This is a genomic window from Glycomyces albidus (genome assembly GCF_009451885.1).
Classification (GTDB): Bacteria; Actinomycetota; Actinomycetes; order Mycobacteriales; family Micromonosporaceae; genus Glycomyces; species Glycomyces albidus.
This window is the reverse complement of sequence record NZ_WIAO01000016.1, coordinates 23,575-44,895: the sequence shown is the minus strand read 5'-3', so window position 1 is coordinate 44,895 and position 21,321 is coordinate 23,575. Positions and strand designations below refer to the sequence as shown.

The following is a 21,321-nucleotide window of genomic DNA, read 5'->3' as shown; positions in this document are numbered from 1 at the left end:
ACACGCCGAATGGAGACCCGCCTGAGAGAAGCGACCAAGCCGCGCACGCAGCCGCGCGGGCCGCTCGCGCATCCGGACACCCGCTCGCCGGCTAGGCGAAGGGTTCCCAGGAGCGTTCTGGGGTCGGCTTAGACACTCGTTCGCCGTCTAGGCGAGGTCCCCCAGAAGCGTTCTAGGGTCCCCTTCGAGGGCCAGTGTGTCGAGGACGGTGAGGAGTTGGCGCTCCTCGTAGCCGAAGTGGGTCTCCATGACCGCGCCGATACCGTCGAGGTGGCGGTGGAGGGTCTCGTCGTCGGCGCCCGCGTCGATGGCGGCCGCGAAGCCGCCGAGGAGGTGTTCGAGCATGTTGTGGTCGCGGACGAGGTTCGCGACCACCGGTGCGAGCTCGGGGTGGGCCGCGGTGATCTCCGGGAAGAGGCCGCGGTCCTCGCTCTGGTGGTGGCCGCTCAGGGCGGCGCAGAAGCCGCGGCAGTAGACGAGGAGGTCTTGTCCCACCTCCTCGAACTCGCCGTCGATCGAGCGGCGGGCCAGGTCGAGGGCCTGGCGGAGGCGTTGGTGGACACTGCGAAGCTGGGTGCTGAACGCGACCAGGCGGTCGGTCTCGGAACTTATCTTGGACTCCTTAAGGACTCGGCGTCCCGCCCGCCGGGGCGGAGGCCGACCGGCATCTTATCGGGCCGGGCGCGGGGAGCCTATGATCCCGATCATGAACGGACTCCTCGCCTTCCACCGCACGGCCATGGCCACCGCCGTGGACCTGGTCGACCAGATCGAGCGCTTCGACCTGCCCACGCCCTGCGCCGGCTGGGACCTCGGCCGGCTGCTCGCCCACATGACGGCGCAGAACCACGGGTTCGCCGCCGCTGCCCGGGGCGATGCGTTCGAGCTGCGGACCTGGGCGGAGGTCCCCTCCACTCCGCAGGCGTTCGCGGAATCCGCAGCCGAGGTGGTGGAGGCGTTCGCCGCCGATGGCGCGCTGGGCAGGGACTGGTCCCTGCTCGCCGGGGCCGACCAGGAGCTGAAGGTGCCAGGGGGGACCGCATTGGGGTTCCACTTCATCGACTACGTGGTGCACTCGTGGGACGTCGGGGTCTCCATCGGGCGGCCTCCCGTGTTCAGCGTCGAGGTCCTGACCGCCGCCGAAACGCTGGCGTTCGAGGTGCCGCTCACCGGCCCCGCCAGGACCGGGCCCTATGCGCCGTTCGCCCCCGCCGTGATGGCCGCGGCGGACTCCGGGCCGATGGACCGGATACTCGCGGTGCTCGGACGGGACCCGAACTGGAAGGCCCCCTCGCCCGGAGGCGAAGGGGCCCTTCCCGATTAGGCTTCGACCTTCTCGGGCCGCTGCTCCACGTGCGGGTGTCGCCGTTCGAGGGCGGCGCCCTCGACGTCGACGTCGGGGAGGATGCGGTCGAGCCACTTCGGCAGCCACCACGCCTTGTCCCCCACCAGGTGCATGAGCGCGGGGATGATGAGCATCCGGACCAGGAACGCGTCCACGAGCACGCCGAAGGCGAGCGCGAAGCCGATGGGCCGGATCATCGTCGAGTGGGAGAACACGAACCCGCCGAAGACCGCCATCATGATGATCGCGGCGGCCGTGACCACCGAGCGGCCGGCGCGGACGCCGAGGACCACGGACTGGCGCGCGGGGGCGCCGTGCGCGTACGCCTCGCGCATGCCCGAGCCGATGAACAGCATGTAGTCCATGGCGAGGCCGAACAGGATGCCGACCAGGAGCGTCGGCAGGAAGTTCAGGATCGGTCCGGGCGTGTCGACGCCGAAGACGTCGGCGAGCCAGCCCCACTGGTAGATCGCGACGACGCCGCCGAGGGCCGCGAAGTAGCTGAGGATGAACCCGAGCGTCGCGAGCACCGGCACGAGGATCGAGCGGAACACCAGGATGAGGATGATCAGCGACAGGCCCACGACGACGGCGAGGTAGACGGGGAGCGCGTCGGCGAGGATCTCGGAGATGTCGATGTTGCCGCTGGCCGAGCCGGCGACGCCGATGTCCTCGACGCCGTCGACGGTGAGGCCGCGCAGGTCGTGGACGAGTTCCTGTGTGGACTCGCTGGTGGGGCCTTCCTCGGGGATGACCTGGAACGCCATGGTCCTGCCGTCCTCCGAGGTGCCGATGGGCGCCACGGCGACGACGTCGTCTTCGCCGGCGACGGCTTCGGCGACCGCGACCTGAGCGGCGAGCGAGCCGGCCTCGTCGGGGGCCTCGGCGAGGTCCGCGACGACGAGGAGTGAGCCGTTCTGGCCTTCGCCGAAGCGCTCGGCGATGGTCGCGTACGCCTGGTACTGAGTGGTGTCGTGCTGTTCGGAGGAGCCGTCGGGGAGGTTGAGGCGCAGGTCCATCGCGGGGAGGGCGACGGCCACGAGGGCGCCGAGGCCGACGAGGACGCGTAGGACGGCGCGGCCGGTGTGCATCGGCTTCGCGTCGGGCTTGCGCTCGGCCGCATCGTGCGTCTCGCGGGCGGCCCGCTCGCGCTTGGAGAGGATCCGCAGGCCGGCGAGGCGCAGCAGCGCGGGGATGAACGTGATGGCGACGAGTACCGCGACCGCGATGCAGAACGCGCCGATCGAGCCCATGAGGCCGAGGAACGGGATGCCGGTGATGTTCAACGCCACCAGGGCGATCAGGACGGTGGCGCCGGCGAAGACGACCGCGTTGCCGGAGGTGCCGGTCGCGAGCGCGATCGATTCGTCGACGTCGTAGCCGTCCTTGAGCTGGCGGCGGTGGCGGTTGACGATGAAGAGGGAGTAGTCGATGCCGACGGCGAGGCCGAGCATGAGGCCGAGGATCGGGGTCACCGAGGTCATCTCGACGGAGCCGGACAGGGACATGCTGGCGAGGGCGCCGATGCCGACCGCGACGAGGGCGGTGGCGAGAGGCAGGACGGCGCCGAGGAAGGTGCCGAGCATGAGGACGAGGACGATGCCGGCGACGACGAGGCCGATGACTTCGCTGACCCCCGCGATGGCGGGGACGGCGTCCTGCATCTCGGAGGAGTAGTCGACCTCGACGCCGTCCACTGGGGAGTCCTCGAAGACGGCGGTGACGGCTTCCTTGGTCTCGGGGGTGACCTCCATCTGGGTCTCGGTGAAGGAGACGGTGACGATGGCGGCGCTGCCGTCGGAGGAGACGACGCCGGCGTCGGCGGCGAGTTCGAGGAGGGTGGCGCCTTGTTCGAGGGTGAGCGCCTGGGCTTCGAGTTCGGCTGCGCCGGCTTCGATCTCGGCTTCCTGGGCGTCGAGTTCGGCTGCGGCGGCGTCGAGTGCGGCCTGCTGGGCGTCGAGTTCGGCGGAGTCGCCGGCCTGTTCGCGGGCGGCGTCGAGTTCGGCCTGGGACGCGGCGAGGTCGTCGCGGGCGGCCTGGATCTCGGTGCGGCCCTGGTCGGCCTGCGCGAGCCCGGCGGCGACCTGGGTGCGGCCTTCGTCGATCTGGGCCTGCTGTTCGGCGCGCTGGGCTTCGGTGGCGAAGGGGTCGACGACGGCGGCGACGCCGTCGACGTCGGCCGCTTCGGCGATCAGGGCGGAGACGGCGCTCTTCTGCTCGTCGGTGAAGGGCGCGCCGTCGTCGGTGGCGAGGACGATGCTGCCGGTGCCGCCGGAGGCTTCGGGGAGGGCCTCGGCGAGGTGGTCGGTGACCTCTTCGGTGGGGGTGCCGGGGATGGAGAGGGTGGTGGCGAAGGCGCCTCCGAAGAGGACGTACGCGGTGGCGGCGGCCGCGAGGACGATTGCCCATGCGGCGATGACGGTCTTGGCGCGGCGGGCGCACCAGCGCCCGACGCGGTAGAGGAATTCGGCCATGGTCGGTCTCCTGGATCGGCGGTCTGGTCGGCGGTCTCGGATGTGCTTCGGGTGTTCGGCGCTCAGGCGCCCGGTTCTCGCAGGACTTCGGTGACGCTGGCGACGAGCCGGTCCCAGGCCCGTCGGGAGTCGGGGGTGTCGACGGCGCCGGTCTCCTCGATCCAGAGGTGGACGAATCCGAGGAGGCCGCCGCAGAAGGCGGCGACGAGGAGCCGGACGGCGAGGGGGTCGGTCTCGGGGTGGCGGCGGGTCATGGCGGCGGTCATGCGTTCGGTGAAGAGGTTGAACGCGCGCTGCATGAGGAAGGCTTCGCGGTTGCCCGGCTGGGGGCCGTCGCCGCCGCCGAGGATGTCGAAGAGTTCGACGACGACCGGGACGAGCTGCTCGCCGGAGGAGGTGGCGACGAGGTCGGCGAGGACGGTGTCGGGTTCGCGCTCAGTGTCGGCGGCCTGGGCGGACATGCGGTCGACGACGTCGGTGAGCATCTGCCCGGCGACTTCGGTGATGACGTCTTCGAGTCCGGCGAAGTGGTTGAAGACGGTGCGCCGGGAGACGTCGGCGGCGGCGGCGAGTTCGTCGACGGAGAAGTCGGTGGTGCGCCGCCGCTCCATGAGGCTCGCGGCGGCGTCGAGGATCGCTTGGCGGCTCTTGGCTTTGAGGGCCGCGCGGCGGTCGACGGGTCCGGTGGTGGCGGGCATGTCGCTTACACTAGATGCAACGATGCACTCAGTGCATCTTATTGTGCGAATTCCCACAGCGACTGCGCCGCTGGTGTCCCAACAGCCGCAGGCGAGGTTCGCGGTGCGGTTCTGCCGGAGCCCGGGCCGGTCGGGTCGAATATCCACCGAGGCGGGTCGGGCCGGCCGTCTCGAAACGCGGCCGCCAGGGTTCGAGACGCGACCGCCCGGGATCGACACGCATCCGGCTCGGGCGACGCGCGGACCGCGACCTCCCCGCTCGAGTTCAAACTGCCGCGCGCCGGGGTAGCACCGCAAACCGTCCAGTCGGTATGCTGAGCGGAACCTGACGACGAGGAGGTCGGCGTGGAGATCACCGGAGCCGTACTCGAGCGGTGCGGGGCGCCCGCGCCGTACGCCGAGTCGAGGCCGATCACCGTGGGGCCCTTGGACCTTGACGGGCCCGGCCCGGGCGAGCTGCTCGTCCGCGTCGAGGCCGCGGGGCTGTGCCACTCGGACCTCTCGGTCGTCGACGGCAGCCGGGTCCGGCCGGTCCCGATGCTCCTGGGCCACGAGGCCGCCGGCATCGTCGAAGCGGCCGGGCCCGGCACCGCGACCGCAGTCGGGCGCCGCGTGGTCCTGACGTTCCTGCCGCGCTGCGGGGAATGCGCGGCGTGCGGGACGCACGGGCGGCTCCCCTGCGAGGTCGGCAGCGCCGCGAACGCCGCCGGGACCCTCGTCGGCGGCGCCGTCAGGATCAGCCGCGGCGGTACGCCGGTCGCCCACCACCTCGGCGTCAGCGCGTTCGCGACGCACGCGGTGGTCTCCGAGCGCTCGGTGGTGCCGGTCGAGGACGACGTGCCGCCCGAGATCGCCGCGCTCCTCGGATGCGCGGTGCTCACCGGCGGCGGCGCGGTCGTCAACGCGGGCAGGCCGAACGAGGGCGAGACGGTGGCCGTCGTCGGTCTCGGCGGCGTCGGCATGGCCGCACTCCTCGTCGCGCAGGCGCTGGGCCACAAGGTGGTCGGCGTCGACACCGTCCCGGCTAAGCTCGACCTCGCGCGTTCGCTCGGCGCCGAGGCCCGCACTCCCGGCGAGGCCGCCGGCCTCCGCGCCCCCGTGGTGGTCGAGGCGGCCGGGTCGGCCGGGGCGTTCGAGACCGCGTTCGCGCTCACCGCGCCCGGCGGCACCACCGTCACCGTCGGCCTGCCGCACCCCGACGCGCGCGCCGCGGTGTCGCCGCTGCTGCTGACCGCCGAGGCCCGCACGGTCGTCGGCTCCTACCTCGGTTCTGCCGTCCCCGGCGACGACGTCCCCCGCTACGCCGGACTCTGGCGCGCCGGGCGGCTCCCGCTCGACCGGCTCGTCTCCGACAGGATCGGCCTCGACGGCCTCCCGGCCGCCCTCGACCGCCTCGCCGCCGGCGAGGCACTGCGCCAGCTCATCGTGTTCTGACCTTCGAAGGGAACCCAGCCAATGACCGCAAGGACCGCCATCGTCACCGGCGCCGCGCGCGGCATCGGGGCCGCCACGGCCCGCCGCCTCGCCGCGGACGGGCACGCCGTCGCCGTCCTCGACCTCGCCGAGGAGCAGGCCCGCGCCACCGCCGACGCCATCAACGCCCAGGGCGGCAAGGCGATCGGCGTCGGCGCCGACGTCGCCGACGAGGCCGCCGCCGCGGCCGCCGTCGAGCGCGTGACCGCCGAGCTCGGCCCGCCCCAGATCCTCGTCAACAACGCCGGGATCCTCCGCGACAACCTGCTGTTCAAGATGAGCGCCGACGACTGGGACGCGGTCCTCGCCGTCCACCTGCGCGGCGCCTTCCTCATGAGCCGCGCCGTCCAGTCGTCCATGGTGGACGCGGGCTGGGGCCGGATCGTCAACCTCTCCAGCACTTCCGCGCTCGGCAACCGCGGCCAGGCCAACTACGCCGCCGCGAAGGCCGGCATGCAGGGGCTCACCAAGACCCTCGCGATCGAACTCGGCAAGTTCGGGATCACCGCGAACGCCGTCGCGCCCGGGTTCATCGAGACCGACATGACGCGGGCCACCGCCGAGCGCATCGGTGTCCCCTTCGAGGACTTCCTCGCCCACGCCGCCAAGGAGACCCCGGTCGGCCGCGTCGGCAAGCCCGAGGACGTCGCCGCCGCGGTCGCCTACTTCTGCTCCGAGGACGCGGGGTTCGTCTCCGGCCAGGTCCTGTACGTCGCGGGAGGGCCGAAGGCATGACCGGCCCGATCACCGCCGCCTCCCCCGCGGACCTCGGGGACGCCCTGGGCGCCAGGGCGACCGGCGACTGGTTCGCGGTCGACCAGGACCGCATCGACGCGTTCGCCGACGCCACCGGCGACCACCAGTGGATCCACACCGACCCCGAGCGCGCCGCCGCCGGTCCCTTCGGCGGGCCGATCGCCCACGGCTACCTCACCCTGTCGCTCCTCCCCCGGCTCCTGGAGGGGCTCATCGCGATCGGCGGGCTCGCCATGTCCGTCAACTACGGGCTCGACCGGCTCCGGTTCCTCCAGCCCGTCCCCGCCGGCGCCCGCGTCCGGGCGGCCGTCGAACTCGCGTCGGTCGAGGAGACCGCCCGCGGCGTGCGCGCCGGATACGACGTGACCGTGGAGATCGAAGGCGGCGCGAAGCCCGCGCTCGTCGCCCGGACCATCACCCTCTACGTCCCCGAGTAGGAACACCGAAGCGGCGCGGACCTTCTGGGTCCGCGCCGCTTTCGTGTGGAATCAAGCCGTCGTCGGATCGGCGCCGTTCACGGTCGGCGCGGTCCGAGGATCAGCGCCGTCCGCGCACCGGCACCGTGCGAGTCCACGCCGCCCGCGGGAACAGCGCCTCGCGGATCAACACCGCACCGCCCGCGAGTCAACGCCGCATCGCGGAACACTGCCCCCTCGGAACGAGGCCGTGCGCAGGAGCGGTTGCCGCCCGCGGAACGGCGCCCCACGGATCGATGCCGCCTGCGGAGCAGTGCCCTCGGGGGATCAGTCCCCGCTCGATCGGCGCCGCCCCAGGATCAGAGCCGTTCGAGCACCATCGCCATGCCCTGCCCGCCGCCGACGCACATCGCCTCCAGGCCGTACCGCCCGCCGGTGTCCTCCAAGGCGTTCAGCAGCGTCGACGTGATCCGCGCCCCGGTCATCCCGAACGGGTGCCCGACCGCGATCGCGCCGCCCTTGACGTTCAACCGGTCCTCGTCGACCCCGAGGTCCCGCGCGGACGGGATCACCTGGGCCGCGAACGCCTCGTTGATCTCCACCAGGTCCATGTCGCCGATCTCCATGCCCGCCAGCGCGAGTGCGCGCCGGGACGCCTCGACCGGGCCGAGGCCCATGATCTCCGGGGAGAGCCCGCTGACGCCGGTCGAGACGATCCTCGCGATCGGGTCCAGGCCGAGTTCGGCGACGAGGCGGTCGGAGGCGACGACGACGGCGGCGGCGCCGTCGTTGAGGGGGCACGCGTTCCCGGCGGTGACCGTCCCGTTCGGACGGAACACGGGGTCGAGGCCGGCGAGCGCCGCGGCGGTGGTGCCGGGGCGGGGGCCGTCGTCGGCGGTGACGATGGTGCCGTCCGCGAGGGTGACGGGCGTGATGTCCTTGGCCCAGAAGCCTTCGGCGATGGCGCGTTCGGCGCGCTGCTGGCTGCGGGCGGCGTAGGCGTCCTGCTCGTCGCGGGTGATGCCGCGCAGGGCGGCGACGTTCTCGGCGGTCTGGCCCATGGCGATGTACGGGTCGGGCAGGAGGCCGTCCTCGCGCGGGTCGGTCCAGCCGGGGTCGGCGCCGCCGGCGCGTTTCGAGGTGCGGGAGACGGCGTCGGCGAAGACGGGGTTCTCGAGGTCGGCGCCGGGGATGGCGTCGCTGGAGCCGATGTCCATGCCGGAGACCGATTCGACGCCGGCGGAGACGAACAGGTCGCCTTCGCCGGCCTTGATGGCGTGGAAGGCCATGCGGGTGGTCTGGAGGCTGGAGGAGCAGTAGCGGGTGACGGTGGCGCCGGGGACGGTGTCCCAGCCGAGCATGACGGCGACGATGCGCGCCATGTTCATGCCCTGCCGGCCGCCGGGCATGCCGCAGCCGAGGAGGAGGTCGTCGATGCGGTCGGGGTCGAGCCCGGGGACCTTGTCGACGGCGGCGCGGATCATCTGGGCGGCGAGGTCGTCGGCGCGGGCGTCCTTGAGGGACCCCTTGCGGGCGCGGCCGATCGGGGAGCGCGCGGTGGCGATGACGTAGGCCTCGGTCATGTCGGTTCCTTTCACACGAATGCCTGGTGTCCGGTGATCGCCCGGCCGACGATCAGGGTGTTCATGTCGCGGGTGCCTTCGTACGAGTAGACGGCCTCGGCGTCGGCGAAGAAGCGGGCGACGCCGCGGTCGAGGAGGATGCCGTTGCCGCCGAGGATCTCGCGGCAGCGGGCGACGACCGCTCGCATGCGGGCGGTGCAGAACGCCTTGGCCATGGAGGCCTGGGCGTCGCCGCGGGTGCCGGCCTCTTCGAGTTGGGAGGCGCGGACGCAGACGGCGATGCCGGCGGTGAGGTCGGCGACGGAGTCGGCGAGTTTCTGCTGGACGAGCTGGAACTTGGCGATGGGCCTGCCGAACTGCTCGCGTTCGCCGGCGTACCGGAGGGCGGCCTCGTAGGCGCCGGCGGCGATGCCCATGGCCTCCCAGGCGACGCCGACGCGGGTGGGGCCGAGGACGCCGGCGAGGTCTTTGAACGAGTCGATGCGCTGGAGGCGGTCGGTCTCGGGGACTTCGACGTCCTCGAGGGTGATGTCGGCGTTCTGGACGCCGCGCAGGGACTGCTTGCGTTCCATCTTGGTGGCGGTGAACCCGGGCGCGTCCTTGCGGACGAGGAAGGCTTTGACCTGGTCGTCGGCGGTGTCCTTGGCGAGGATGACGGTGACGTCGGCGAAGGTGGCGTTGCCGATCCAGCGTTTGGCGCCGTTGAGGACCCAGGTGTCGCCGGTGCGGGCGGCGGTGGTGCGCAGGCCGCGGGCGGTGTCGGAGCCGGCGAGGGGCTCGGTGAGGCCGAACGCGCCGATGATCTCGCCGCGGCCCATGGGCGGGAGCCATTCGGCGCGCTGGGCGTCGGTGCCGCCGACGCCGATGGCGCCCATGGCGAGGCCGGAGGTGACGCCGACGAAGGTGGCGAAGGAGGCGTCGACGCGGGCGAGTTCGAGGGCGGCCCAGCCGCGGAAGAGGGCGCTGTTGGGGAAGCGCGCGGATTCGGGCCACATGGTGCCGATGACGCCGGTCTCGGCGATGCCGGGGATGAGGTGGTAGGGGAACTCGGCGCGTTCCCAGTAGTCGTCGGCGATGGGCCGGACCTCGCGTTCCATGAAGTCGCGGATGCGGAGTGCGGCGTCCTGCTCGACGGGGGTGAGCAGGTCTTGGAACGAGTAGAAGTCGGACTCCAGCCGGTTGGACCGACCGGTCGGTTTGTGATTAGGATGCATGGGACCCCCTGCCGTCGAAGGAGAGACGACCGTGACGAACCGCCATCCGTTCCCGCTGCGCTGGAACGACAACGACCAGTACGGCCATATGAACAACACCGTGTACTACGAGGCGATGGACTCGGCGGTGAACACCTGGATGATGCGCCGCGCCGGCCTGGACCCGGCCGGGGACGTGATCGGGCTGGCCCGGGCCTCGTCGTGCGAGTTCCTGGCGCCCGCCTCGTTCCCGGAGGTCCTGGAAGTGGACATCGCGGTGGCCCGCCTCGGGACCACCTCGATCACGTGGGACCTGGCGATCCTGCGCGAGGGCGGGCCCGGCCGGGCCGCGCCGCTCGCGCTGGGGCGGTTCACGCACGTGTTCGTGGACCGCGCCGGGCGCCGCCCGGTGCCGGTGCCCGCGCCGGTCCGCGCCGCCGTCGAGGCGGAGCTGCGGATCGGCGAGGCCGTCTAGGGCGCGAACTGCTTCACCAGTTCGCGCTTGAGGACCTTCCCGCTCGCCCCGAGCGGGAGCTCGTCGACCACGTGCACGACCCGAGGGTACTTGAACGCGGCGACCTTCTCCTTCATGTACGCGACGACTTCGGCCGCGTCGACGCTCGCTCCCTGGGCCGGGACCACCGCGGCGTGGACCTCCTGGCCGTGCGTGTCGTGGGGGACGCCGAACACGGCGGCGATGGAGACGTGCGGGTGGCGGGCGAGGACGGCCTCGACCTCGGTCGGGTACACGTTGTAGCCGTTGCGGATGATCATGTCCTTCTTGCGGTCGACGATGCGGACCACGCCGTCGGCGCCGACGGTCCCGAGGTCGCCGGTGCGGAACCAGCCGTCCACGACGGCCTCGGCGGTGGCGTCGGGCCGGCCGAGGTAGCCCTTCATGAGGTTGTGGCCGCGCACCACGATCTCGCCGAGCACGTCGGTTCCCAGGAGGACGATCCGGTCCTCGACGTCGGGGTCGGCCACGGCGACGTCGACGCCCCAGATCGGGGTGCCGACGGTCCCGGGCCGGATCGGCTCGCCGACCATGTTGAACGTGCACGACGGCGCGGTCTCGGTGAGCCCGTACCCTTCGTGGACCTGCGCGCCGTACGCCTCCTCGAACGCCTCCAGGAGCGCCACCGGCAGGGCCGCGCCGCCGGAGACGGCGTACCGCAGCGGCGGCCGCTCGGCGGTGCGCTTCGCGGCCTCGACCATGCCGGCGTAGTTCGTGGGCACCGCGGTGAACACGGTCCCGCCGTGCCGGACGAGGAGCGCCAGCGCCTCGTCGGGGTCGAACTTCGGCAGCAGGATGATCGACGCCCCGCGCCGGAACGCGATGTTGAGCACCGCCATCTGCCCGAAGGAGTGGAAGAACGGCAGCCCGCCGTACACCACGTCCTCGCGCAGCAGCGGGAACGAGTCGATGAGCGAGACGTGGACCTGCTCGATCATCGCCAGGTGCGAGCCGACCGCGCCTTTCGGGGTCCCGGTGGTGCCCGAGGTGTACAGGACCGTGGCGGCGTCGAGCGGGTTCACCGACGCGTACCGCTCGATCGGTTCGGCCTGCGCCGCTTCGGCTTCGAGCCTCGGCACGGGCGCGCCGCCTACCTCCAGGCCCTCGGGCGCGAGGACCGTCGTGAGGGGGGTGCCCGTCCGGGCCGCGGCCGGGGCGGCCTCGGCCAGGAGCGGCGCGGCCGCCACGAGCAGGTCGGCGCCGGAGTCCTCGAGGACGAACGCGATCTCGTCGGCCTTGAACAGCAGGTGGATCGGGACGACCACGGCGCCGAGGGCCAGCGCCGCGTAGTAGACGCGGGGGAAGTCGGGGACGTTGGGGACGATCATGGCGACGCGCGAGCCGCGGCCGATGCCGCGGGCGGCGAGCGCCCCGGCGTAGGCGCGGGTCTGGTCCCACAGTTCGCCGTAGGCGGTGGTGCGGCCCATGAAGTGCAGGGCCGGGGCGTCCGGTGTGCGGCGGGCGGTGTCGGCGAGGATGGCCGCGATGGAGAGGGTCCCGTGGCCGGGGCCGTCGATCGCGGGGTCGGTCGAGCCGGGGCGGTGCGTCATTGCACGACTCCTTCCAATTCGGATGACGGTACCGCCAGTTCGGCTTTGCCGAGGGCGGCGACATGCACTTCGTCGGGGCCGTCGGCGAGGCGCAGGGCCCGGGCGGCGGCGAACATCTCGGCGAGCGGGTGGTCCTCGGTGAGGCCCGCGGCGCCGAACAGCTGGATGGCGTGGTCGAGGATGCGCTGGACCGCGCGGGGGACGGCGACCTTGATCGCCTGGATCTCCTTCATGGCCGCGCGGTTCCCGGCGGTGTCCATGAGCCAGGCGGTCTTGAGGACGAGGAGCCGCAGGGCCTCGATCTCGACGCGGGCGTCGGCGGCCCAGGCGCGGACGACGCCCTGGCGGGCGAGCGGCCCGCCGAAGGCGACGCGCTCGGCGGCTCTGACGCGGACGAGGTCGAGCGCGCGTTCGGCCATGCCGAGGGCGCGCATGCAGTGGTGGATGCGGCCGGGTCCGAGGCGGGCCTGCGCGATGGCGAAGCCGTCGCCGGCGCCGCCGAGGAGGTTCGCGGCGGGGACGCGGACGTCGTCGAAGCGGATCTCGGCGTGGCCGCCGTGGTCGCGGTCGTCGTAGCCGAGCACGGTGAGCGGCCGGACGACGGTGACGCCGGGCGTCTCGCGCGGGACGAGGACCATGGACTGCTGCCGGTGGCGGGGCCCGTTCGGGTCGGTCTTGCCCATGACGATCAGGAGCGTGCAGTCGGGGTTCATCGCGCCGGTGGCGAACCACTTGGTGCCGTTGACGACCCATTCGCTCCCGTCCTTGTGGATGCGGGTGCCGATCTGGGAGGCGTCGGAGGAGGCGGTGCCGGGCTCGGTCATGCAGAACGCGGAGCGGATGCGGGCGTCCAGGAGCGGTTCGAGCCAGGTCTCCTGCTGCTCGGGGGTGCCGAAGTGGGCGAGGAGCTCCATGTTGCCGGTGTCGGGGGCGGCGCAGTTCATGGCGGCCGGGGCGAGCCGGGGGCTGCGGCCGGTGAGTTCGGCGACGGGCGCGTACCGCAGGTTGGAGAGGCCGCCGCCGAGCCCGTGGGGGCCGGGCGGCAGGAACAGGTTCCACAGGCCGCGGTCGCGGGCGGTCTCCTGGAGGTCGCGCACGACGGGCCGCACCCGCCAGTCGCCGGGGGTGTCGGCGATCTGCTTGGCGAGGACGGGCTCGGCGGGGAGCACGTGCTCGTCGAGGAACGCGCGGGCCTCGTCGGCGAATGCGCGGGTCATCTCGTCCGGTCGGAAATCCACAGGCCCTCCTCGGCCAGGGGCGCGACGAGCGCGCCGATCGCATCGAATCCCTCGCCGACGGTCTGCCCCCTGGTGTACCGGTAGTGGACGCCTTCGAGGATGACGGCGAGCTTGTAGCAGGCGAAGGCCCGGTACCAGCGCAGGTCCGGGACGGGCGTCCCGGCGCGGTGGGCGTAGGCGTCGGCGACCTCGTCGAACCCGGGGTAGCCGGCGCCGGGGACGATCGGTCCGGCCGCCCGCTCGCCGCCGGGCAGTTCCCTGATGTGCCAGTACATGCCGAGCATCCCGAGGTCCACGAGCGGGTCGCCGAGGGTGGCCATCTCCCAGTCGAGGACCGCGGCGACGCGCGGCGCGGCGGGCGGCCCGGCGACGAGCATGTTGTCGAGCCGGTAGTCGCCGTGGACGATCCCCGACCGGCCCGAGGCGGGGACGGCGGCGGCGAGGCGCCCGCCGAGCGCGTCGAGGGCCGGGGTCTCGCGGGACCGGGACGCGTCGAGCTGGCGCCGCCAGGTCCGCATCTGCCGGGCGAGGTACCCGTCGGGCCGGCCGAAGCCGCCGAGCCCGAGCGGTTCGGGCTCGGCGGCGTGCAGGTCGGCGAGGATCTCGGCGACCTCGATGCCGAGGCGGTGGAGTCCGGCGGGCGTCCAGTCCGCGTTGCGGTCCGGGTGGTCCAGGACCTGGCCGTCGACGTGCTCCATGACGAAGAAGACGGTGCCGGTGACCTCCCCGGCCTCCGTGTCGTCCACGACGTCCACTGTGGCCGGGACTGGTACGGTGCCCTTGAGCGCCGAGATCACCCGGTGCTCGCGCCGCATGTCGTGCGCGGTCGGCAGGGCGTGCCCCAGCGGCGGCCGGCGCAGCACCAGCGGCGCCTTCGCGCCGTCGATGCGGTACGTCAGGTTCGAGCGGCCGCCGTCGATGAGCGCGGCCCGCAGCGGGCCCTCCCCGGCCAGGTCGGGGTGCTCCCGGGCCAGCCATCGGGCGAGCCCGGCCGCGTCCAGCCCCGGCACGTCCACGTCGGTCATCGGTCTCCTTCTCCTCGGTGATGCGGGCTAGGCGCCCGGGATGCCCTCGTTCTCCAGCGGAACGGGGCTCGGTTCGACCGCGGCCACCTGGCCCGCGGACACTTCATAGGTGGTGCCGACGTAGTCCTGGACGCCCCCGTCCACGACCGTGACCCCGACGGCCCGGTAGGCCGCGTGGTCGTCCTCGCTGAACGACAGCGGCACGATCCCGTTGCCCACCAGCTCACCGGACTCGACCGCCTCCACGAGCGACTCGCGGGTCGGGTCGTCGCCGGCCTTGGCGAGGGCCTCCGCGAACAGGTAGCCGACGCTCATGCCGAACACCGTGTTCCCGGTGAACGGGGCGCCGTCGTTGTACTCGGCGTTGATCTCCTCGAACAGGGCGACCCATTCGCCGTCGGGACTGAACGGCAGGTAGTTGACGCTCACCATGCCCTGCAGCAGCGCCGGGGCGAGGTCCTCGCCGAGGTAGCCCGCGAGCGTCGGGTAGTCCGCGCCCGACGACGAGACGTACCACTTCGGGAACCACTCCATCTGGGCCGCGGTGCCCACCGCCATCGCGGTGAAGCCGTTGATGGTGCCGAGGACGTTCACCTCGCACCCGGCGGCGCTCATCGCGCCGATCTGCGCGGTCAGGTCCTCCGCGGACACCGAGTAGCGCTGCACCTCGGCGATCTCGTTGGAGCCCACCACGGTCTCGACGCCCTCGATGATGCCCTCGCCGTAGTCGTCGTCCTGGCCGAGGACGCAGATCACCGCGTCCGCGTCCTGGTCGACCGCGTACTGCGCGAGGGCCGCGCCCTCGGTCGCGTAGTCGGCGTTGAACGCGAACGTGTTGTCGTAGACGTTCGGCTGGTTCCACGTCAGCGACCCCGAGGACACGAACAGGTCCGGCACGCCCTGCTGGTCGAGGTAGTCGAGGACCGACGAGTGGGTCGGGGTGCCGAGGCCGTTGACGATCGCGAACACGTTCTCCTCGGTCACCAGTTCGCGCACGACGGTCTGGGTCGCGGCCGGGTCGTACGCGTCGTCCTTGACGACGTACTCGATCTCGCGGCCGTTGATGCCGCCGTTGGCGTTCACGTACTCGAAGTACGCGGCCGTCGCGGCCGAGATCGTCGAGTACCCGGCCGCGGCCGGGCCGGTCAGCGGCTGGTGCGTGCCGATCGTGACGGTGTCGTCGGTGACGCCCGGGACGGACTCGCCGCCGCCACCGGGGGTGCTGCACGCGGCGAGGCCGAGGGCCGCCGCCGCGGCCATCGCGGCCGCGCTCTTGAAGGGCGCGTTCTTGAAGGTCCCGCTCTTGAACGGTCTGGGAGTTCGCATTCCGATCACCTCTCTGTGGTCGTTGAAGGGGTAGCGAAGCGGAGGGGCCGGGCGGCGCGGAGCCGGTCGAGCAGTCGCGCGGCGCCGCCCGGCCAGGCGGTGGTCAAGGCGATGAGGCCGGCGCCGAACAGCAGCACGGCCAGATTCCCGTCGAGGCGCTGCCCGAACTCGGCGGGCGCAGCGGCCACGAGCTCATCGATGAACCACGGCAGCACGGTCACCAGGACGGACCCGATCGCCGCGCCGCCGATGCTGCCGAGCCCGCCGGCGACGGCCGCGACCACGAGGAGCAGCGAGAACGCCAGACCGTACCCGCCGGGCGTCACCTGCTGGGTCGCGATGGCCAGGACCGCACCGCCGAGCCCGGCCGGGACGGCGCTGGCGGCGAACGCGCCGGCCTTCACCACGCCAGGGTCTACACCGGACAGACGGGAGGCGGTCTCGTCGTCCAGGACCGCGCGCATCCGCAGCCCGGCCCGCCCGGCGCGGAGCATCACGAGCGGGGTCACCGCGACCGCGGCGACGGCGATCGCGAGCCACGCGTGCCACTGCTCGACCGCGATGAGCGCCGACAGCGCCTCGGGCACCGGGAAAAACGGGGCGCGGGCGCCCTGGTCGCCGCCGAGCGGCAGCGTGTTCACCGCCGCCGGCAGGGCGATGACGAGCGCGAGGGTGAGCCCCGCGAGGTACGGGCCGCGCAGCCGGGCCGCGGCCGCACCGAGCAGCAGACCCAGCAGCCCCGAGACGGCCGCCGCGGCGGCGAGCCCCGCGGCCAGCGCGAGCGGCCACGGCCCCTCGACCGCCGAGGCGGCGTACGCGAAGCCGTACCCGCCGGCGGCCATGAGGACGGCGTGGCCGAGCGAGAGCTGCCCGGTCAGTCCGACCAGGACGGTGAGCCCGGCGACGGCCGCGAAGCACGCGGCGGCGGTGGCGAGCTGGTAGTTGCGGAACGGGTCGAGCCCGAACGTCCCGCCGATCGCGAGGACGGTGATGATCAAGGCGCGCAAGGGGGTGCTCATGCGGTCCTGGCCTCCTTCGGGGCGAGCAGGCCGCCGGGGCGGACCAGCAGGACGAGGGTCATGAGCGCGAGCACCGCGAGCGGGGCCGCCGACGCCGACACGTACCCGGTGACGAGGCTGACCAGGAGGCCGACGCCGATCCCGGCGAGGAGCGCCCCGGCGGGCGAGTCGAGGCCGCCGATGACGGCGACGGCGAACGCGTTCACGAACAGGAGGTCGACCGCGTGCGGGTTGAGCCCGAGTTCGGTGGGCACCAGGAGCAGCGCGGCGAGGGACGCGGCGGCGACGGACAGGGCCCAGCCGAGGGTGACCATGCGCGGCACGCGGACCCCGAGGAGCCGGGCGGTCTCGGGGGCGAACGCGGCGGCCCGGAGCTGGAGGCCGAGCGAGGTCCGGTTGAACAGCAGCGCGAGCGCGGCCATGACCGCGGCGGCGGCCGCGAGCGTGAACAGGTCGTTCGGGGAGAGCACCGGGACGCCGCCGATGATGAAGGGCCGCTCCGAGAACGGCGGGCGCATCGGCCGGTGCTCGGGGCCGAACGCGATCGCGAGCCCGGCCTGGAGGACCATGACGAGCCCGATCGCGACGATGATCCCCGGCAGCGGCGCGTGCGCCGGCAGGCGCCGCATGAGCCCGCGCTCGGCGGCCGCACCGAGCAGCGCCCCGGCGGCGAGCCCGGTGAGCAGCCCGGCCCAGTAGGAGCCGGTCGCGGCGGTGACCGCGAACGCCGCGTAGACGGCGGCGGCGGCCATCGCGGCCTGCGCGAAGTTCACGACTCTGGCGGTGCGCCAGACGATCACGAGCGACAGCGCGAACAGCGCGAGCACGGCCCCGCGGGCGAGCCCGGCGGCGAAGAGGAACACGAACCGGTCCATCAGCACCCCTCCGAGCCTCGGCCGAGCACCGTTGCGGCTGTATGGAAGCCGCGCATGAGCGCTGCCGGGCTGCGCCGGGCGCGGGCGGGTGCGGGGCGCGGCGGCGGCGGCATCTGGGGCTGAACTGAAACGCCCGCGACGAGCGGCCACGACGTCGCCTTCAGTCCGCTCAGTGCCGCGCGGCGGCGCATCGGCGCTCTCGAACCGCGTCGAGCGCCGACAGTCGCAGCATGCGAGGGTGAAACCGGCGGCGGCGCAACCGGATCGCACGCGGCGAGCGGACGCGACAGCGGCTCCGGCCCGTGAGCGCGTGCGGCGGGCACCGCCGCGCCGGTCCGCAGCGGGTCAGGCGTGCAGGCGATGCGGAAGCGCAGGCGCGCCCCCGTACCGCGCCGGTTGCGGACGGGCGGGCGGAAGTCTTGGTGTCGATCCATCAGAACCCCAGGTAGGCGTGGCGGAGGGCGGGGTCGGCGGCGAGTTCTGCCGCGGGGCGGTCGGCGACGACCGCGCCGAGGGAGAGCACGACGCCGCGCTGGGCCACCGACAGGGCGCCGGTGACGTTCTGCTCGGCGAGGAGCACCGTGAGGCCGGTGCGCGCGGCGGTCTCCCGGAGCACGCCGAGGAGCTGGGCGGTCGCCTTGGGCGCCAAGCCGAGCGAGGGCTCGTCCAGGAGCAGCACCTCGGGGCGGGCGAGGAGCGCCCGGGCCAGCGCGAGCATCTGGCGCTCCCCGCCCGAGAGGGTGTGGCCGGCCGCGCGGCGGCGCCGGTCGAGGGCCGGGAACAGGTCGTACATCGCTTCGACGGCGGCCTTGCGGGCCTTCGGCTTGTGCCGCCACAGGCCGCCCAGGCGCAGGTTCTCGTCGACGGTGAGTTCGACGACGACGCTGCGTCCTTCGGGCACGAGCGACAGCCCGCACCGGACGCGGTCTTCGGCGGACATGCCGGTGAGGTCGCGGCCGCCGAGGAGGATGCGGCCGCCGCGGACGCGTTCGAGTCCGGCGAGGGCCCGCAGCAGCGTGGTCTTCCCGGCGCCGTTCGCGCCGAGGAGCGCGACGACCGCGCCTTCGGCCACGTCGAGACCGAGCCCGTCGATCACGGGGGCGCCGTCGCCGTAGCCGACGGTCAGGTCCTGGAAGGCGAAGGCGCTCATGCGGTGCCGCCTTCCGCGTCCTGCGGTGCGGGCGCGGTCGCCGCCTCCGCGCCGACCGCCTCGAGTCCGAGGTAGGCGGCTTCGACGGCCGGGTCGCGCCGCACCGCGTCGGGGGTGCCGGCGGCGATGACCTCGCCGAAGTCGAGCACCACGATCCGGTCGGCGACGTCCATGACGAAGTCGACGTGGTGCTCCACGAGGAGGACGGCGCAGCCGGCGTCGGCGATGCGGCGCACCGTCTCGGCGAGCGCGTCGATGTCGGCGGCGCCGAGGCCGCCGGCGGGTTCGTCGAGGAGGAGCAGTCTCGGGTCGGTGGCGAGGGCGCGGGCGAGGGCGACGCGTTTGCGCTCGGGGTAGGGCAGGGTCCCGGCGGGCCGGCCGGCGAGGTCCGCGAGGTCGAGCGCGTCGAGGGTGCTGCGGGCCTTGGCCGCCGGGTCGGGGTGGCGGAGGGCGGTGAGCGGGACGAGCACGTTCTCGAGGACGGTCATGTGCGCGAAGAGCCCGAGCCCTTGGAGGGTCCGGGCGACGCCGGCTTTGAGGAGGCCGGTGGCCCGGGCGGGGGCGGGCCGGCCGGCGATGCGGACGGTGCCGCTGCGGGGCTTGACGAGTCCGCAGACGGCGTTGAAGACGGTGGTCTTGCCGGCGCCGTTGGGGCCGATGAGGGCGACGGTCTCGCCGTCGGCGACGTCGAAGGAGACGCCGTTCAGGGCGGTGAGGCCGCCGAAGGCGACTTCCAGGCCGCTGACCGAGAGTCGGGGAGGGGGAGGGGTGTTCATCGTCGTACTCGCACCTCTTCGTGTCGGAGTAGAGCCACCATACCGCAGATACCGACCGGACGGTATGTGCTGAGGACAGTGAATCCATTTCGATATGTTGCCTGTGTTGCGGCTGCTCAGGAGTGGGGTATGCCGACGGTCATCCCGCCGTCGACCACGATCTCGGTCCCGGTGAGGTAGGCCGAGGCGTCCCCGGCGAGGAAGACGACGGCTCCGGCGAGGTCCGCGGGCGCGCCGGGGCGGCCGAGCGGGATCTGGAGCCGGGACGGGTCGATGCGGGTGGTCATGTCGGTCGCGATGAAGCCGGGGTGGATCGAGTTGACCCGGATGCCGTCGGGTCCGAGCTCGACGGCGAGGGACTTCGTGAGCCCTCGGACGCCGAACTTCGTCGCGGTGTAGCCGTGGAGGCGCTCGCTGCCGCGCAGTCCTTCCACTGAGGACACGTTCACGATCGATCCGCGCCCGGCGGCCTTCATCGCCGGGACGACGGCACGGCAGCCGAGGAAGGTCCCGGTGAGGTTCACGGCCACGACCGCGTTCCACTTCGCGAGCGTGAAGTGCTCGATCGGCGCGGCGTTCGCGATCCCCGCATTGTTGACCAGCACGTCGACTGCGCCGAACGCCTCCAGCGTCTCGGCGACCACCCGATCCCAGGCGGCCTCGTCGGTGACGTCGAGCTCGCAGAAGCGGGCACGCCCGCCGGCCGGGCCGCGACCGGTCGGCGCCCCGATCGCACCGCCGCCCGCAGCGCCGGGGCGGTGAGGCGGCACAGCACCGGAAGCGGCGGCGTTCAGTTCGTCGGCCAGCGCCTTCCCCTGCTCCGCAAGGACGTCGGCGACGACCACGTGCGCGCCTTCGGCGTGCAGGGCGCGCACGTACGCCTCGCCGATGCCGCGCGCGCCGCCGGTCACGATGGCGACGCGCCCGGCCAGGCCGGTCACTCCCCCACCGCCACGACCAGCCTCCCGACGGTGCCGCCGCCGGCGAGTCGCTGGACCGCCTGCGACGCATCCGCGAAGGGCACGGTCTCCGCGACGACCGGGCGTACGGCGCCCGCGTCCGCGAGCCGGGTCAGCGCGGCGTGCGCCTCGGCCACGAGGTCGGGCCGCTTGCGCTGGTACAGGGCCCAGTGGAGGCCGAGGACGCTGTAGTTCTTGACCAGGGCGAGGTCGGCGCGCACCCGCTGGATCTCGCCCGAGGCGAAGCCGACCACGATGATGCGGCCCTCGAAGTTGATCACCTTCGCGGCGCCTTCGAACGCGTCGCCGCCCACCGGGTCGAAGACGACGTCCGCTCCTCCGGCGGCTTTGACCGCGCCGATCCACTCGTCGCCGCGCAGCAGCACGCGCGCGGCGCCGGCGGCCTCGGCCACCGGGACCTTCGCCTCGCTGCCGACGACGCCGACCACGGTCGCGCCGGCGGCCGCGCCGAGCTGGCATGCGGCCGTGCCGACCCCGCCCGCGGCGGCGTGGACGAGGAGCGTCTCGCCGTCCTGGAGCGCGGCCCGCTGGTGGAGCCCGAACCAGGCGGTCTGGTATGCGATGAGGAACGCCGAGGCGGCCGCGTCGTCCAATGCGTCGGGTGCATCGTGGACGGATGCGGCCGGGACGGCCGCGTACTCGGCCATGACGCCGATCGCGGTCGCGACCACCCGCCGCCCCAATGGGATCCGGTCGACGCCGGCGCCGAGCGCGACGACCTCGCCGCACAGTTCGATGCCGGGCGTGAACGGCAGCGGCGGCCGCTCCTGGTAGGTCCCGCGGGCGAGCAGCACGTCCGGGAAGTTCACCGCCACGGCCCGGTTGCGGATGAGCACCTCGCCGGGTCCCGGCTCGGGCACGGGCACCTCGTCGAGCGACATCACCTCCGCCGGCTCGCCGTATGCCGTGACGCGCCACGCGCGCATGGTG

At 73.3% G+C, this 21,321-nt stretch carries 20 protein-coding genes; 5 read left to right on the top strand and 15 right to left on the bottom strand.

Annotated elements, in window-relative coordinates; all coding sequences use genetic code 11:
• Window positions 1-147 precede the first annotated feature (147 nt).
• Window positions 148-591: a hemerythrin domain-containing protein gene (locus GFD30_RS14220; RefSeq protein WP_153025866.1), complete on the bottom strand. Its 444-nt coding sequence runs from the start codon at window positions 589-591 to the stop codon at window positions 148-150.
• 115 nt (window positions 592-706) lie between these two features.
• On the opposite strand from GFD30_RS14220, the gene GFD30_RS14215 reads away from it, so the two are divergent.
• Window positions 707-1,324, top strand: coding sequence for a TIGR03086 family metal-binding protein (locus tag GFD30_RS14215; RefSeq protein ID WP_153025865.1), 618 nt, complete (start codon window positions 707-709; stop codon window positions 1,322-1,324).
• Here GFD30_RS14215 and GFD30_RS14210 read toward each other — a convergent pair.
• Together GFD30_RS14210 and GFD30_RS14205 are read right to left on the bottom strand one after the other, a co-directional pair.
• Window positions 1,321-3,819 carry an MMPL family transporter gene (locus tag GFD30_RS14210; RefSeq protein ID WP_153025864.1) on the bottom strand — a complete coding sequence of 833 codons (2,499 nt, stop codon included), beginning with the start codon at window positions 3,817-3,819 and terminating at the stop codon, window positions 1,321-1,323. The genes GFD30_RS14215 and GFD30_RS14210 overlap by 4 nt on opposite strands.
• 62 nt (window positions 3,820-3,881) lie before the next feature.
• Window positions 3,882-4,517 carry a TetR/AcrR family transcriptional regulator gene (locus GFD30_RS14205; protein WP_153025863.1) on the bottom strand — a complete coding sequence of 212 codons (636 nt, stop codon included), beginning with the start codon at window positions 4,515-4,517 and terminating at the stop codon, window positions 3,882-3,884.
• A 345-nt stretch (window positions 4,518-4,862) separates the two neighbouring features.
• Between GFD30_RS14205 and GFD30_RS14200 the strand changes: the two genes are divergently transcribed.
• From GFD30_RS14200 to GFD30_RS14190, 3 genes are read left to right on the top strand one after another with little or no spacing between them, the layout of a single operon-like run.
• Window positions 4,863-5,951, top strand: a complete 1,089-nt coding sequence (locus GFD30_RS14200) for an alcohol dehydrogenase catalytic domain-containing protein (protein WP_322633242.1) — start codon at window positions 4,863-4,865, stop codon at window positions 5,949-5,951.
• A gap of 21 nt (window positions 5,952-5,972) precedes the next feature.
• Entirely contained in the window at window positions 5,973-6,725 is a 753-nt protein-coding gene (gene fabG, locus GFD30_RS14195; protein ID WP_153025862.1) for a 3-oxoacyl-ACP reductase FabG, read from the top strand.
• Entirely contained in the window at window positions 6,722-7,183 is a 462-nt protein-coding gene (locus GFD30_RS14190; RefSeq protein WP_153025861.1) for a MaoC family dehydratase, read from the top strand. The genes fabG and GFD30_RS14190 overlap by 4 nt, the downstream gene beginning before the upstream one ends.
• Before the next feature lie 338 nt (window positions 7,184-7,521).
• Here GFD30_RS14190 and GFD30_RS14185 read toward each other — a convergent pair whose 3' ends face one another.
• Complete coding sequence (locus GFD30_RS14185; RefSeq protein WP_153025860.1) at window positions 7,522-8,745, bottom strand: acetyl-CoA C-acetyltransferase; 1,224 nt, start codon at window positions 8,743-8,745, stop codon at window positions 7,522-7,524.
• 11 nt (window positions 8,746-8,756) lie between these two features.
• Window positions 8,757-9,959, bottom strand: coding sequence for an acyl-CoA dehydrogenase family protein (locus GFD30_RS14180; protein WP_153025859.1), 1,203 nt, complete (start codon window positions 9,957-9,959; stop codon window positions 8,757-8,759).
• Window positions 9,960-9,990: 31 nt separating this feature from the next.
• On the opposite strand from GFD30_RS14180, the gene GFD30_RS14175 reads away from it, so the two are divergent.
• Complete coding sequence (locus GFD30_RS14175) at window positions 9,991-10,413, top strand: acyl-CoA thioesterase (RefSeq protein ID WP_322633241.1); 423 nt, start codon at window positions 9,991-9,993, stop codon at window positions 10,411-10,413.
• On the opposite strand, the gene GFD30_RS14170 is transcribed toward GFD30_RS14175, so the two are convergent.
• The 10 genes from GFD30_RS14170 to GFD30_RS27015 form a co-directional block, all read right to left on the bottom strand.
• Window positions 10,410-12,002: an AMP-binding protein gene (locus GFD30_RS14170; protein ID WP_153025857.1), complete on the bottom strand. Its 1,593-nt coding sequence runs from the start codon at window positions 12,000-12,002 to the stop codon at window positions 10,410-10,412. The two genes, GFD30_RS14175 and GFD30_RS14170, sit on opposite strands and share 4 nt — an antisense overlap.
• The gene (locus tag GFD30_RS14165) at window positions 11,999-13,240 is read right to left on the bottom strand and encodes an acyl-CoA dehydrogenase family protein (RefSeq protein ID WP_322633240.1); all 1,242 of its coding nucleotides are present in this window, start codon (window positions 13,238-13,240) and stop codon (window positions 11,999-12,001) included. Before GFD30_RS14165 ends, GFD30_RS14170 begins: the two co-directional genes overlap by 4 nt.
• A complete protein-coding gene (locus GFD30_RS14160; protein WP_153025856.1) occupies window positions 13,216-14,265 on the bottom strand; it encodes a phosphotransferase family protein in 1,050 nt (349 codons plus the stop codon). The genes GFD30_RS14165 and GFD30_RS14160 overlap by 25 nt, the downstream gene beginning before the upstream one ends.
• A gap of 27 nt (window positions 14,266-14,292) precedes the next feature.
• Window positions 14,293-15,591: an ABC transporter substrate-binding protein gene (locus GFD30_RS14155; protein WP_153025855.1), complete on the bottom strand. Its 1,299-nt coding sequence runs from the start codon at window positions 15,589-15,591 to the stop codon at window positions 14,293-14,295.
• A 5-nt stretch (window positions 15,592-15,596) separates the two neighbouring features.
• The gene (locus GFD30_RS14150; protein WP_153025854.1) at window positions 15,597-16,610 is read right to left on the bottom strand and encodes a branched-chain amino acid ABC transporter permease; all 1,014 of its coding nucleotides are present in this window, start codon (window positions 16,608-16,610) and stop codon (window positions 15,597-15,599) included.
• Window positions 16,607-17,485, bottom strand: coding sequence for a branched-chain amino acid ABC transporter permease (locus tag GFD30_RS14145; RefSeq protein WP_153025853.1), 879 nt, complete (start codon window positions 17,483-17,485; stop codon window positions 16,607-16,609). The genes GFD30_RS14150 and GFD30_RS14145 overlap by 4 nt, the downstream gene beginning before the upstream one ends.
• Before the next feature lie 433 nt (window positions 17,486-17,918).
• Window positions 17,919-18,635, bottom strand: a complete 717-nt coding sequence (locus GFD30_RS14140; RefSeq protein WP_153025852.1) for an ABC transporter ATP-binding protein — start codon at window positions 18,633-18,635, stop codon at window positions 17,919-17,921.
• Window positions 18,632-19,411, bottom strand: a complete 780-nt coding sequence (locus GFD30_RS14135) for an ABC transporter ATP-binding protein (RefSeq protein WP_153025851.1) — start codon at window positions 19,409-19,411, stop codon at window positions 18,632-18,634. The genes GFD30_RS14140 and GFD30_RS14135 overlap by 4 nt, the downstream gene beginning before the upstream one ends.
• A 116-nt stretch (window positions 19,412-19,527) precedes the next feature.
• Window positions 19,528-20,352 carry an SDR family NAD(P)-dependent oxidoreductase gene (locus tag GFD30_RS27020; protein WP_322633239.1) on the bottom strand — a complete coding sequence of 275 codons (825 nt, stop codon included), beginning with the start codon at window positions 20,350-20,352 and terminating at the stop codon, window positions 19,528-19,530.
• Window positions 20,349-21,317, bottom strand: a complete 969-nt coding sequence (locus GFD30_RS27015; RefSeq protein ID WP_407649054.1) for an NADPH:quinone oxidoreductase family protein — start codon at window positions 21,315-21,317, stop codon at window positions 20,349-20,351. The genes GFD30_RS27020 and GFD30_RS27015 overlap by 4 nt, the downstream gene beginning before the upstream one ends.
• Between the last annotated feature and the right edge of the window lie 4 nt (window positions 21,318-21,321).

What these genes read in the sequence shown, in the direction of transcription:
- GFD30_RS14160 (WP_153025856.1), bottom strand. Translation starts at nt 14,265, where the DNA reads ATGACCGACGTGGACGTGCCGGGGCTGGACGCGGCCGGGCTCGCCCGA.
- GFD30_RS14215 (WP_153025865.1), top strand. Translation starts at nt 707, where the DNA reads ATGAACGGACTCCTCGCCTTCCACCGCACGGCCATGGCCACCGCCGTG.
- GFD30_RS14205 (WP_153025863.1), bottom strand. Translation starts at nt 4,517, where the DNA reads ATGCCCGCCACCACCGGACCCGTCGACCGCCGCGCGGCCCTCAAAGCC.
- GFD30_RS14210 (WP_153025864.1), bottom strand. Translation starts at nt 3,819, where the DNA reads ATGGCCGAATTCCTCTACCGCGTCGGGCGCTGGTGCGCCCGCCGCGCC.
- GFD30_RS14180 (WP_153025859.1), bottom strand. Translation starts at nt 9,959, where the DNA reads ATGCATCCTAATCACAAACCGACCGGTCGGTCCAACCGGCTGGAGTCC.
- GFD30_RS14145 (WP_153025853.1), bottom strand. Translation starts at nt 17,485, where the DNA reads ATGGACCGGTTCGTGTTCCTCTTCGCCGCCGGGCTCGCCCGCGGGGCC.
- GFD30_RS14135 (WP_153025851.1), bottom strand. Translation starts at nt 19,411, where the DNA reads ATGAACACCCCTCCCCCTCCCCGACTCTCGGTCAGCGGCCTGGAAGTC.
- GFD30_RS14155 (WP_153025855.1), bottom strand. Translation starts at nt 15,591, where the DNA reads ATGCGAACTCCCAGACCGTTCAAGAGCGGGACCTTCAAGAACGCGCCC.
- fabG (WP_153025862.1), top strand. Translation starts at nt 5,973, where the DNA reads ATGACCGCAAGGACCGCCATCGTCACCGGCGCCGCGCGCGGCATCGGG.
- GFD30_RS14140 (WP_153025852.1), bottom strand. Translation starts at nt 18,635, where the DNA reads ATGAGCGCCTTCGCCTTCCAGGACCTGACCGTCGGCTACGGCGACGGC.
- GFD30_RS27015 (WP_407649054.1), bottom strand. Translation starts at nt 21,317, where the DNA reads ATGCGCGCGTGGCGCGTCACGGCATACGGCGAGCCGGCGGAGGTGATG.
- GFD30_RS14150 (WP_153025854.1), bottom strand. Translation starts at nt 16,610, where the DNA reads ATGAGCACCCCCTTGCGCGCCTTGATCATCACCGTCCTCGCGATCGGC.
- GFD30_RS14185 (WP_153025860.1), bottom strand. Translation starts at nt 8,745, where the DNA reads ATGACCGAGGCCTACGTCATCGCCACCGCGCGCTCCCCGATCGGCCGC.
- GFD30_RS14190 (WP_153025861.1), top strand. Translation starts at nt 6,722, where the DNA reads ATGACCGGCCCGATCACCGCCGCCTCCCCCGCGGACCTCGGGGACGCC.
- GFD30_RS14170 (WP_153025857.1), bottom strand. Translation starts at nt 12,002, where the DNA reads ATGACGCACCGCCCCGGCTCGACCGACCCCGCGATCGACGGCCCCGGC.